The following is a 12241-nucleotide window of genomic DNA, read 5'->3' as shown; positions in this document are numbered from 1 at the left end:
GAGCTCACGCAGCCGCACGGCCTCGCTGACCTGCAGGCCGCCGTACTTGGCCCGCCACTTGTAGAAGGTGGCCTCGCTGAAGCCTTCCTTGCGGCACAGCTCCTTGATGCCCATCCCGGCTGTGGCCTGGTTCAAGAAGCCAATGATCTGCTGCTCGCTGTACTTGCTGGTTCTCATATCCGTCATTCTCCAAAAGGACGGACTCACTCTCGTTTAGATTGGTACGGCGGGGAGGGAGCAGGTCACAACCTCTCGCTCCTTCGAAGCAACTGTTTCTTTGGCCTCAGCAAGCTGTTCCTGCGCCATTTGCCACTGTGAGGTGACTGCTGCGAGAAGCGCTCGAACATCCCGAAGGTTTTGGCGAAGGTCGTCATTTGCCGCGGTGGTGCTCTTCTTGCGCTGAACAGGCACCGAGCGCGCGTGCAGCTCATCGAGCATGCGTTTGATGGCCGCGACGTCGTCGCCCCACTCGTCGTGCGTCGTCACGAATTGATTGGGAGATCCAATCGGCTCGACACCTATGGAGGAGTCGTTCCACTCGGCAGCCTTGCGCAAGCTTGTTGGCAGAAGGGGCATCTGGCCGCTTGGCACTCCTTGCTTGATCCAACGCTTCAAGAGAGCCTTGCGCTGCTCGACTCGCACCCGCGTAGGCGTCGGCTTTCCTGGGATGAGGTCGATAACCGTGGCGGGGCGTCCCATAAGCAATCCCTTCAACCCGCCGATGCTTGGCTTAGCACGGTCTCAACGCGATGAATCTCGATGACTTTCACGTTGAGCATCCCTTCAAACAGACTTCCGGACTGAGCCGCAGAAGCGGCAACCATGCGAAAGCTTTTGGACTCGGCCCTCAATGACTGCTCGAGACGGCCGTTGTCGATGCTGTGCGGGCATTCAGAACAGATCAAAGGACCGGCATGCGCAAAGTCTGGACCGCGGCTCTCTGATGTGAGGGGTATGCCCGAGATTTTTTGGCAGCGGGCCTGAGTCGCTGCGGTCTTTGTTGGTGGGCATGAGCAGTCGACCCAGGGCTTGGGCGTCAGTACGAGCTTCTTGCGCTTCATCTGCCGCTCGAGGTACTCAGCTTCATCCTCGATGTTTGGATCAACCATGCGGACATTTCCGGCCAGTCGTGCCCGATAGGCTGCCGCCGCCTTTAGCAGAGACTTTGTCATTCCGCCATGGACCACCCGCCTGGACGCAACTCCACGCGCGACGTGTTTTCGGTACCCCGCCTCCTCGGCCTCGTAGAACTTCTTCACCTCTGGGTCGAGGGTCAGGTAGGCACGCGTCATCTCGAGGTTGAAGTGCCGCAGGAACTGAGACAGGACTTCGATCGTGGCGCCCCTGAAGCGATAGAAGTAGAGGACGGCAAAGAACTTGCGGAATTGGTGAGGTGTCCAGTGCCAGGGTGGTCCCTCTTCACCATTCGCTAGGGCAGGAACGGGCGTCTGCACATGGGCAGCGAACTCGTCGAGAAGGTCCTCATCCAACAAGTTGGACGGGTCGCCTGCATTCCGGAACGGGCTCAACCACTGGAAGACCTGCTCGTCCCCAGAAAGCACACGGGCAGTAGCGCTGATCTTGCACAGCACCTCCATGGCGCGGGCGACGACTGGTGGTACCGCTATCCAATCCCGACGAAGTAGCGTCTTCTGAATGTATGAATAGAGCCACCAGCCCTCGTTGTCGGAGCCTTCGAAGTCAGAAGCGCGGAGTGCCCAGATCTCGTCCAGACGTCGAGCCGAGAACCCGGCAATGATGATGAAGCAAGCTATGGCCAAGAACAGAACCGCCTTGTGAGCAGACAGCGCGCCGCGCGACCTCACCGCGTTCCCAATTGGCCATGGACAACCGGCCGGCCCGTCGCGCGGCATGTCCTCGATGATGTCGTCGAGCTTGTCCGGGGACGCCTCCTGAGCCCGCGCGAGCAAGTTGAGAAGCGGTCCAGAGTAGTTGGCGACCCAGAGCATTGCCTGTGACAACAGATGAAGTGCAATGTGAGGAGGTGGGACCGGAGTAGGTTTTGGCTTGAGTCCGTACCTGTTGGCAAGGGTGGACGCATCGTCGGAGAAAGCCTTCTCTGGCAGGCCATAGTCACCGAGGTGCCTTCGCATAATCCACAAGAACTCGATCGCCTGGAAATAGCGCACCGCCTGGACTTCGGAGATCTGTGAGACTTGTGGCCGCATTGGTGCGGGAACTGTCTTCACGAGAAGGCCAAGTGCTCGCGCCTCGCTGTTGACTATGTGAGAAATGTGAGACTGGCGACCGCATGATGCCGGTAGGCCAATCATCTTCATTAAGGCGCTTGTGTTCAGGTACCTGCGGTCCCGTGTAGGCAAACCCTCGACAAACCCATCTCTCGGCGTTCGGTCCCGTTCCTTCAGGAATTTCTCAACACGCGCGCTGATATTCATCAAGCTTTCTGTGCCGTGCTTGAACTTCGGAAGCAGTCGCTTCCAATCTGCCAGATACACCTGATTGAAGCTGGTGAATCCCTGAAGCGCCAGCGCGTGGCAAATTGTCATTAGGCAGGAAACAACGCTAACGTGGTACTCGGCATCGTCTATTCGCGTATATCGTATGTCTCTAGCGTGAAAGGCCACCTCTGACACTACGAAATGGAACTCGGGCCACTCGACAAGCGTGCGCCCATCTGGCATCGGCATTTCGAAGTTGAGCTCAACTACATCCTTTATTTCGCCGGTGGAGTCGGATACATACCAGCGGTGAGCACGGTATTCAGGCGCCAACCATGGCGCGTTCCGTTCCTCGTTAGATGGCCAGGGCGGCCGGCTCTGTGGCGCCGCCTTCGATGGGACGGGTGATCGAGCTACCAGGGGCATGGCACTTCGAACTCCGAGTTTTCTGCGATTTGCTTTGTCAGCCGCTGATGGCCTTCGTCCCAGACTGCTAGCAACGGCCCGGTCACGCACTGGTCTTCGATGACTGATATGAGGCAGAGCCAGGGCAACCAGACCTTCTCCCAGCGCTCAGGGCGATCACGCTCCCAAGCAGGCTGCGCTTCAAGCAACCCTTGCTTCCAGGCTTGGAATCTGAACGCAGCTTCCGGCGTAAGAACAATTTCGCTCTGTGGGCAGTCGCTTCCCGGGCAGTCCAACGAGGTGCACGTACCCGTCTCTGCTGATGGCTTCGCAGTCGGGTCTTTGCAGAATGTTCCGAGCCCAGTGGGCACAAGTTCCTTAAGCCTCTTGCTAACCGCATCTTTGTCGTACCAAACAATAGGCTGAACATCTGCCACTAGCTGGAGTGGAAGCGATTCAAAGTGATGTTGGAATTTGCGAATCTGGGCGTTTCTTTGAATGATTGCCGGGTACTTGTTTTGGTAACTGGCGGCTTGATTCAGGGTGTGCTGCCCTATGGCTTGACTGAGTTGCGAATGCCCCGCCTTCTCAAGCACTGCCTTCATCAAGACCGACGGGCGAATCATGCTTGGGACGATCCGTCGACCCTGCAATGCTTCTATCGACTTCACGAAAGACGCGAACCAAACAGTGAACCATGATCCATTCAAAGGTTTGATATTGTCGCCATAGACTCTGACGAAGAGCGGGCAGCTTCCTGTGTCCAGATATAGCTTGCGAAGAGGCTTTGCCTCATCGCGAACCCATTGGATAGCTTGTACGGTTTCCGCGTGCGAACGCAACTCAGCAAATATCGGTTTGCCTTTTGCGCGTGTTTTGATGCCGGTGATGCAGGTGTAGCCCGGCGCCTCGCTTGAAGATAAGCACCTTGTCGGGAGCGTCAGTCCAACACTAACGTTCGCACCCGAATCAATCAGGTACATCACTAGAACCGAACCGACTGCGTCCTCGCCAGGGGTGAGAAATTCCTGCAGATGCGGGCGGCCGCCGAGTTCAAGGTAACGCTTTTGAAAAAACTGTCCGACCGCATCCATGACGGCGGTGTTTCGCTTGGCCGGGAACAAACCGCTGAGTTCACGCTGCGCGAGGCGGAGCATGTTTCCAGTGGCCCTGTCGATGGTGGTGTTGTCAACTGGGTCAGGAAAGTACAAGCGCATCACTTGGTGCCTGGGGCTCCCTCCGGCTTTGCCCTTCCCATATTGACTGTAGAAATCAGGCGGTAAGGCGGACTGTGCCAAAAGCTTCCTTCCCAACTCCAGTTTGGACTTTGCGGATAGAAAATGTTCTAGCGCTGCCGCCTTGAGTAATCCCAGACGCTTGTCGATAACCTTCAATACGTTGGTCGCAATTCCATCGCTTGAATTGAAATCCAGATGCGCTGATTCTTCCTTGATAACCTGGATGAAGGCGAGCGTCTCGTCTTCGGAAAGTTCGACGTGGTAATCGGCAGCGGCATCGCGAAGAGTGTCCCTAGCAAATTTCAGAAGTTCTTCCTTATCACCACTGCCACTGCCCAGTTTGGCTTGTGCAACTGTCGTAAGCGGCCTTGCCTTCCTACTTGCGTGCTTAACTCCGCGAATTGGATTTGTGAGTGCAGGTAGCACACCGCCTCTGGCCAGATCGTCGAGCAGCGGCCGCGGCGCGCCCAATTTCCATCTAATGGTGCCGGCCGCTTGCGATGTGTCCATCCTCAGTTGCGCTGCGTATTGGTGGACTGCATCGTCCCAATCATTTGCCGCTGGCAGCTTTCTTGCGCGGATTGCGCGGATGGCCCGGCGGCAATAGGGGTGATTTGCCATTGCTATCCACCGTAGCATTAACTTGATGCCGTAGAAATGGTGGTTAGCGTTCTTGAGCCCAGAACAAGAGACTTGAAACTGCTCTGCCAGCGCCTTCACAAAGTGGCGAGGCCATTCGGGCTCAAGATCGCCAAAAGGCCAAGCGGTTTCACAGAAGAATGCCGCTGTCGCTGGGAGATGTATCCCCTTGAGCAGTTCCGCTTGTTTTTCTCTGATTACTTCCGCGTAGGGCGATTGATTGAGAATCCCTGTGGTCGTTCCAAGCTGCTCGGTCAACTGATTAGTGGAGATTTTCAGGAGGTCTGGCGCCAGAGGGCAGCGCTTGGCCAACGTCTCCTCAAGCCGTGCCAGCAAGTCCGCGCGTTCCTTCGGGATGTAGCCAGTGGCCCGTATCGCGGCATTTGCCTCGTTGATGACTGCAGCAAATGACGGCGTGTTACTGAGAACGCCGTTCGATAGGCCAAGGTTTGCCTGCAGCCATTTGCGTTCAACGACTCCGTTTCGCACAGGCAAGGTTCCAGCTGCTAGCTGCTCCATGAGCCAGACCTTGATCTGCCGCGCTCTTGCCTTAATTAGGCGTGCTTCGCACTCGCGAAGTACGTCGTGACCGTGGGTCCCCATAGCGTTCCTTGAAACGCCTAACCTATGCGCATAGTGCGTCCGGCTAATTACGAAGGGATGCACAGGTCCGAGCACCAAAGTGCCCGCCTGCAGGTCGCTCTCGAGAACTTCGCGCAGCCTACTTTCCAATGGCCAATTCATCGCACCCCCATCAAGGGCGCGAAGTTGAGCACGTCGGAATGCCGTTATGCACTATTCCGACTGCCTAAAAAGGGCTTTTGGGGCGCCCTAGATAGCTATCTTTTAGACCTATTTATCTGTGTACTGAATTGTCTAAAAGATAGATTGGGGAGCGAGTTTCAACGTGGAAATTGAGGTTACAAGCCAAGGGAATAGTTCTGCAAGCTAGACGGCTACGTCGGCCTTTATGGGTGGATGTGGGTCGTAGCCGGAGACCTCGAAGTCCTCAATGCTGTATCCGTCGATGCTTTCAGGCTTCCTGACCAAGCGCATAGTGGGCGGCGCCCTTGGCTCCCGAGACAACTGCTCTTTGGCCTGCTCTACGTGGTTCGAGTAGAGGTGGACGTCCCCGCCGACCCAAACAAACTCGCCAGGCTGAAGGTCTGCTTGCTGCGCAATCATCAGTTGCAGGGCCACGGCGCCAACAAAGTTGAACGGAGCGCCGAGCAGGAGGTCACAGCTACGCTGGTACATCAGGCAGTTCAGGCGCCCATCCTGTGTCACGTGGTACTGATAGACCATGTGGCAGGGGGGAAGGGCCATCGCACCAATCTCTGGGACGTTCCAGGCGTGGAACAGCATCCGTCGGCTCGCTGGATTGGACTTGAGCGTACGAAGCAGGTCAGCAATCTGGTCGTACTCGCGTCCATCTGGACCCTGCCACCGGCGCCACTGCTTCCCGTAGACGGGACCTAGGTCACCCCATTGCTTGGCGAAGGCATCATCCTCGACTACGCGTTGCTCAAAGGCCTCCTGAGAGATGACCTCACCGGTGGCCTTACGGTACTTGTCCAGCGGCCAATCGGTCCAAATGCGGACGTTTTCCCTCAGCAGAGGCTGAAGGTTTGTGCCCCCGGTCAGGAACCAGAGCATCTCCTTGACGGCTGTCTTCCAGTAGACCTTCTTGGTCGTGAGGATGGGAGTCTCTCCCTTGGAGAGATCAAACCGCACCATCGTGCCGAAGATTGAACTTGTGCCAACGCCCGTGCGGTCAATGCGCTTGTCGCCTCGCTCGAGGATCTGCTCAAGGAGGTCGAGGTACTGGAATTCGGGATGTCTCATGCAAGCGCGACGCTCGTGAACGGTTGCTCAAACGGCGGCGTCCCGTAGTGGAGGCGAGGGCGTCGTTTCAACCCAAGGGAAGCCTAGCCCAAGAGGATACCCTTGGTCGCAGAAGCATCCTGTATGGAGCCTCCAATCCTTGGCAAGGGCGAACTTCCGCTCAGGCGGCCAGGAGCTCAGAGACGGGGACGTCGAGAGCCACGGCGAGCTTCTCAAGGTTGTCGAGTGAGAGGTTCCTTGCCTGCCGCTCTACGTGAGCGACGAAGGTACGGTGAAGACCAGCTTCCAGGGCTAGTGCATCCTGGCTCCAGCCCTTGTCTAGGCGCAAGCGGACCATGTTGCGAGCAAGCAAGGCCCGCGCACTTTCCACTTGGTGTTTTTTAGATTTCGCCCCTGACGTCACTGAGCCAGTGTCAAGCGATGCTGCTTGTGAGTCACCCGCGTTTAAGTCACAATTTGGGTTTGAAGATCTCGACCTTCCGGATGTTTGCCACCACCAGCGAGTTTGAATTCGCGCCCCCACGCTCGCTTCGCGAGCCAGGCGGCAAGTACTGGGCCGCGTTCAAGCTGACCACAGAGGCGCCCTGGTTCCTGGTCACCCTAGCGATGCCTGGCGAGGAGGGGCTTCAGTCGCAGACGGTGTGCGTCTCTTGGGAGAGCACGCTCCTGAGCCTCCTGGAGTCTGTTGGGCCTAGGGCGGTCGTTTCTATCCGCCGGATCGAGCTGAAGTCGTATCAACCAGGCGCCTGGACGATGAGGGACATCATCGAAGTCTGGCATCCCGCAGCAGCGGAGCGTGAGCAAGCTGGAATCCTTCTCTTTCGGTTTGCGGGCGACAGCGGTCTCTGGAACTCGCATCTCGAGCAAGTAGAGACGGACTTTCCTGGCAGAGAGCTTGTGGTTCGCCCTTGTGGTTGGTAGCAAGCGCGTCAGTGAGGTTAAGGCTGAGTTCGTCGAACGGTCCGGCACTCGACTCGCCGCCGAGGCGCCTCGTTGCCCCACATATCGGGCACAAAGCGCCCCTCAGCTGCCGCATCAATCTGCTCTTCGCTCCAGTAGTCAAACCGACGGTAGTTCGGTCCGGTAGCGGCGCAAGCTCCCTGGAGGCCACCGAAGAACGCGTCTTCCTCATCTGCATCGAGCTCATGGCACGAGAGGACAAACGACTCGCCAGCGACCAGCCCGATGAAGAAGCGCCGAGCCTGCCGAGGAAAACTCGTCTCCCAGACGCTGAATTCGACAACCGCCCTCTCTGTTTGCATGGCGATGAAAGTCGAGAACTGGAGCAGGTCATCGCTCATCCGGTTGTAGTCATCGAGCCTGACCCCAGCCAACGCCGGCAACTCCCCCTCCAGGTCTTGAGGGAGCACGAGAATCAGCAGTTCTCGGTCAACGCCCAATCCTCTGGGCAACTCCTCGTCAGGCACGACAAACGCGGCGCCTGGCACCGTGAGGTTTTCTTGATGCCAATCGAGCAACTGCCTGATGTCAGGTAGCTCGTCAGAGGCTGCTTGAAGATTGAAGGTCGTAGCAGTGATGCGCATGGGCGAGCCTGAAGTTGTTGATTTCAGGTGTATCCATTGGATTTATCCCTGTCTGCCCTCGCACGCCAAGTTCATGCGTCCGGCAAGGTGACCGGCAAAGGTCTAAGGCGAGAGCTTCGTGTGCCGTTTGTGGCTGGATGCGCCGCGTTTAGGCTATGGACGGAAGTATTGCCACGAGCTCCGCGGCCTTGCCGCGTGCGTCAGCGTCGGCGCTGATGCTGCGATGAGCGGTCAACGGAGTGATGTCCCAGCCCCGGTAGAGGTCTCGCACTTCCTGCGTGTCGTGGTTGGAAATCAGCACATGAGCGCCGCGGCTCACGGCTCGAATGGCGCACTCGAGAAGCTTCTCGTGCTCCTTGCGGCCAAAGCCTCCCGCGGTATAGCCAGTGAAGCTCGAGCCGTTGGCGCTGTCAAGGTACGGTGGGTCGCAATAGACGACGTCGCCGAGTCCAGCGAGGTCCATCGTCGCACCGAAGCCGCCACCCAACACCAGGCATCGGTCCAGCTTCCTTGAAGCAGCGTCGATTTGGTCCCATGGGAAGGCCGGCAGCTTTGCAGGGTGCCCGTAGGGCGTGTTGAAAGCACCGCTGCTGTTCACACGGAAGAGCCCGTTGAAGCCAAACCTGTTGAGGTAGGGCAGGCGAACAGCGCGCTCGAAGCGGTCGGCCGACCCGTTGAACTCAGCTCGGATCCGCAGATAGGCCTCCTGCGTTCGATTTCCATCGGTGAAGAACTGCGCGGCGCGCTCGGCGAACTCTCGCGGTCGAAGCTTCACGGCGACCCACATCGCTGCCAGGTCGCTATTGGCGTCGTTGATGAGGTAGTACTGGTAGTCTGTGGCCAAGAAGACCGAGCCGGCTCCGACGAACGGCTCGACGAGCCGCCGGCCCGGTGGAAGCAAGGGAAGCAGTTGCGGCAGTAGGCGTTGCTTGCCTCCAGACCATTTCAGAAACGGCTTGGAAGCTGGGCCGGCGGTTGGAGAGGGGGCGGGAGTAGGGTATGGATGCGCTTGCATCCAACCTGAAGCAACCCAGGTTTAGCCGCGTGACGCTTTTGATAAGCCGTCGACCACGGGCCACTAAGGGCGAACGTGTGCGGCTCTGGAAAAACCGCGACCCACCACCATCTGGCCGGGCATGAACGCGCGGACCGACTTCCCTCTAGACGCCTATTCAGCCACCGTCGCCCATGTGGCAGAGACCGCGAGTGCGGCTGTCGCGCACATCAGGGTGCGAAAGAACGGTCGCGACGCAGGCAGCGGCTCCGGGTTCCTCTTCACGCCGGACGGCTTTGCCTTGACCAACTCTCATGTTGTGGAAGGTGCGAGCGAGCTACGGGCAGCATTCGCTGATGGGACCGAGGGAGTTGCGCGTCTGGTTGGCCAGGACGCTTCTACGGACATCGCTGTTTTGAGGCTGGAATCCCATCCAGCTGCCTTCCTGCCGCTCGGAAGCTCTGCCAACCTTCGGCCAGGTCAGCTGGCTGTGGCCGTTGGCAACCCGCTCGGGTTTGACTTCACCGTCACGGCCGGCATCGTGAGCGCGCTTGGCCGGAGTTTGCCGGCGCGCGGCGGTCGGATGGTTGAAGACGTCGTTCAGACCGACGTGGCGCTCAACCCCGGCAATTCGGGAGGACCGTTGCTGGATGGGTCCGCGCAAGTCATTGGCGTCAATACGGCCGTCATTCCTTCGGCCCAAGGCTTGAGCTTCGCCGTGGCGGTCGACACGGCCCGCTGGGTGGCAGGTGAATTGATGCGTCACGGCACGGTGAGGAGGGGGCGTCTCGGCGTGCAGTGCGCCGTGGTGGCGCTGCCGCGGCGGTGGGTACGTGAGAACGAATGGCCTACAGCGACCGGCGTTCGTCTAATGGAGGTGGTTTCCGGTTCGCCAGCCGCACAAGGCGGTCTGCGCGAGGCCGACATCCTTATCGGCTGTGATGGCGCGCCGCTGGCGCAACTTTCTGATCTGCTCAAACGGCTGGCCGGGGAGGGCTACGGTCGACCGTTGTTGCTCAAGTTCTTGAGGCCAGTGGCTGGGACGCTCAAACCTATGGTGTTGACCGTGCAGCCGGGTGGTTGAAGGAAAAGCGCCCTCGGCGAGGGCGCTTGAATGATGATGGTGAGCAGTTGGCTCCCGCTAGTCCTCGATGGACGCGGCCCAGCGCTTGTGAGCGATGTAGGCCTCAGCTTCGGCCAGTTCTTCCTGCGAGAGCGGCGTCATCGACTTGCACAGCTTGGGCGTTTCAACAATCGCGACATGCATCGGTCGTGTGATGCCGAGCTTGGCTATAAGTACCTGTTCGAGTCGACCGTCCTTCATCAGCTTGAGTAGCTCTCCGGCAAGGAGGTCGCTGTCGAGTTCGCTGCCTTCAGACGCGCGAGCGCCGTCGTAATACTCGCTCTTGTGGTGAAGCTGGGAGCCATGTAGTCCTCCCTCACTCAAGACTTGCATGAAGCCAGACCTATCCCGCTGCCAGCTGTCGATAGCTTGCCAAACAGTCGGCTCGGCTGGGCTCAGCAGGTACACCAGTGTCCGCAGGTACTCGTCAGTCAGTTCCTCGTCGTCGGCCCAGTTCCACTCAGGCGCCGTTGCATTCGCCACTATGGCGAGGCAGGGGCAGCCGTCCGTAAGCTCGAATGCGCGAAGCTTGGCCGTCGTCAGCGAAGGTCGTTTTTCAGGGGAGACCCAGCAATCCTCAAGCCTCCAAGCAAGCTCCCCGACTCCACCTCCCGGAAAGTTCGTTCGCGCGAGCCAGGCGCGCAGGGGCAAGGAGGGCAGCTCGTGCCCTTTCAGCAGTTCATTGATGTTCATGTGTTCCTCTTTACGGGACGAGGTATCTCGTCGCTCTGGTCGTATAGGAACGGTGCGTTTAGCCACGCCCGCTAGGATTCGCGTCGCGTTAGCGAGGAAGGCCGGCCAATCAATCGAAGGTTGGGGGTTGCTTCTCGTGAGCACCGGTGGAGTGTTCCGTTCAGCCGCGATATGAGAAAAACTCGACCGGCGTCTGGCCCGGTACGACGAGCTTGCCAGCACCAACGATGTCGCTAAAACCCAGAGGGTTGAAGTTCCCGTCGCCACCAATCCGTGCAGGCTCGAAGTCTCCGTACCCATTGCGCTTCAAAATGTCCTGCACTTCCACCGCCTCTTCAGCCGTGAAACCGTGCGCGTACTCGGAGCAGTCGTCGTGAGGCGGGGGCTGGTCATAGAAGAAGCCTCTGAGCGAATGCTCCCAGTGGTGCGCTTCAGGCTTTGCCGGTAGAAGATTGCTGGCAGTGACTAGCTGAAAGAGCTCAGTCGCGGCCACAGAGGGGTGCAGCCGCCGCATCCCGACCCACGAGTATTGGTCGGGCGCCAGGTAACGTGTCTCGTCCTCGAGCGAAACGCAGGCCAAGAGATAGCGCGGAGGAAGAACAACGCGAGGGGGAAGGCTGGAGAACACCTGGTGCGACGACAACGTGGGTGACTGCTCAACGCGGAATGTCGCGATTCCTCGTGTCGCGGCCCCACCGAGTTCCCAAGCCGCGGTTTCACCGGACTCACGCCTCATGAGCTGGTAGGTGGAACCGAGTGCATCGAGCCACTTTCTCGCGTTCCCGTCGGACTCGGGGCCTTCCACGACTCGCCAGGTGTCGTACCGGTCAGGACCTAACTTTGAATTCAAGTGTTCTGCAAGGAGGGTCGCCTGCCGCTTGTTCATCAGGCCGTCGCGCAGCTTCAACGTCTCAACGGCACTATCCAGAGTCTGGGTTGCTTCGCCGTAGAGGAGCCTTGGTGTAAGGCGCAATGCAATTGAGACCGGGTGCTCTGTGGTCTTCTGGTACGCGGTACGCTTTTCATACTCTATGACAGCGTATCGGTAGGCGCGCCGACGCAGCCCTGCCATCCATTTCTCTCCTCGCGTGACCTGCTCCCTCCCCGCCGTACCAATCTAAACGAGAGTGAGTCCGTCCTTTTGGAGAATGACGGATATGAGAACCAGCAAGTACAGCGAGCAGCAGATCATTGGCTTCTTGAACCAGGCCACAGCCGGGATGGGCATCAAGGAGCTGTGCCGCAAGGAAGGCTTCAGCGAGGCCACCTTCTACAAGTGGCGGGCCAAGTACGGCGGCCTGCAGGTCAGCGAGGCGGCCGTGCGGCTGCGTGAGCTCGAG

Annotated in this window: 13 protein-coding genes; 3 read left to right on the top strand and 10 right to left on the bottom strand. The window is 58.8% G+C overall.

Annotated elements, in window-relative coordinates:
- From AC1DW0_RS29350 to AC1DW0_RS29325, 6 genes are all read right to left on the bottom strand, one after another.
- Positions 1 to 177, bottom strand: a 177-nt coding sequence (locus AC1DW0_RS29350) for a transposase (RefSeq protein WP_477949587.1), incomplete at its 3' end; no start/stop codon positions are given.
- Between the two features lie 36 nt (positions 178 to 213).
- The gene (locus AC1DW0_RS29345) at positions 214 to 615 is read right to left on the bottom strand and encodes a hypothetical protein (RefSeq protein ID WP_477949585.1); all 402 of its coding nucleotides are present in this window, start codon (positions 613 to 615) and stop codon (positions 214 to 216) included.
- 95 nt (positions 616 to 710) lie between these two features.
- Positions 711 to 2528 carry a site-specific integrase gene (locus tag AC1DW0_RS29340; RefSeq protein ID WP_477949583.1) on the bottom strand — a complete coding sequence of 606 codons (1818 nt, stop codon included), beginning with the start codon at positions 2526 to 2528 and terminating at the stop codon, positions 711 to 713.
- A 305-nt stretch (positions 2529 to 2833) separates the two neighbouring features.
- Positions 2834 to 5221, bottom strand: a complete 2388-nt coding sequence (locus AC1DW0_RS29335; RefSeq protein ID WP_477949581.1) for a hypothetical protein — start codon at positions 5219 to 5221, stop codon at positions 2834 to 2836.
- Positions 5222 to 5650: 429 nt separating this feature from the next.
- Positions 5651 to 6547, bottom strand: coding sequence for a thymidylate synthase (gene thyA / locus AC1DW0_RS29330; protein ID WP_477949579.1), 897 nt, complete (start codon positions 6545 to 6547; stop codon positions 5651 to 5653).
- 160 nt (positions 6548 to 6707) lie between these two features.
- Entirely contained in the window at positions 6708 to 6884 is a 177-nt protein-coding gene (locus AC1DW0_RS29325) for a helix-turn-helix domain-containing protein (protein ID WP_477949577.1), read from the bottom strand.
- Between the two features lie 125 nt (positions 6885 to 7009).
- On the opposite strand from AC1DW0_RS29325, the gene AC1DW0_RS29320 reads away from it, so the two are divergent.
- Positions 7010 to 7468, top strand: a complete 459-nt coding sequence (locus AC1DW0_RS29320; RefSeq protein ID WP_477949575.1) for a hypothetical protein — start codon at positions 7010 to 7012, stop codon at positions 7466 to 7468.
- A gap of 17 nt (positions 7469 to 7485) precedes the next feature.
- On the opposite strand, the gene AC1DW0_RS29315 is transcribed toward AC1DW0_RS29320, so the two are convergent.
- The gene (locus tag AC1DW0_RS29315; RefSeq protein ID WP_477949573.1) at positions 7486 to 8091 is read right to left on the bottom strand and encodes a hypothetical protein; all 606 of its coding nucleotides are present in this window, start codon (positions 8089 to 8091) and stop codon (positions 7486 to 7488) included.
- A 148-nt stretch (positions 8092 to 8239) separates the two neighbouring features.
- Positions 8240 to 9106 (bottom strand): DNA adenine methylase, encoded by an 867-nt coding sequence (locus AC1DW0_RS29310; RefSeq protein WP_477949571.1) that lies wholly within the window; start codon positions 9104 to 9106, stop codon positions 8240 to 8242.
- Positions 9107 to 9227: 121 nt separating this feature from the next.
- Here AC1DW0_RS29310 and AC1DW0_RS29305 point away from each other — a divergent pair, with 121 nt between their 5' ends.
- Positions 9228 to 10169, top strand: coding sequence for a S1C family serine protease (locus tag AC1DW0_RS29305; protein WP_477949569.1), 942 nt, complete (start codon positions 9228 to 9230; stop codon positions 10167 to 10169).
- 57 nt (positions 10170 to 10226) lie between these two features.
- On the opposite strand, the gene AC1DW0_RS29300 is transcribed toward AC1DW0_RS29305, so the two are convergent.
- Together AC1DW0_RS29300 and AC1DW0_RS29295 are read right to left on the bottom strand one after the other, a co-directional pair.
- On the bottom strand, positions 10227 to 10901 hold the full coding sequence (locus AC1DW0_RS29300; protein WP_477949567.1) for a hypothetical protein: 675 nt from the start codon (positions 10899 to 10901) through the stop codon (positions 10227 to 10229).
- A gap of 160 nt (positions 10902 to 11061) precedes the next feature.
- Positions 11062 to 11808: a hypothetical protein gene (locus AC1DW0_RS29295; RefSeq protein ID WP_477949565.1), complete on the bottom strand. Its 747-nt coding sequence runs from the start codon at positions 11806 to 11808 to the stop codon at positions 11062 to 11064.
- Positions 11809 to 12058: 250 nt separating this feature from the next.
- On the opposite strand from AC1DW0_RS29295, the gene AC1DW0_RS29290 reads away from it, so the two are divergent.
- Positions 12059 to 12241: transposase (locus tag AC1DW0_RS29290; protein WP_477949563.1), on the top strand; the 183-nt coding region annotated here is incomplete at its 3' end.

Source organism: Roseateles sp. P4_D2 (assembly GCF_056401875.1).
Note: the sequence above shows the minus strand (reverse complement) of the source record. Positions and strands in the feature narration are given on the sequence as shown.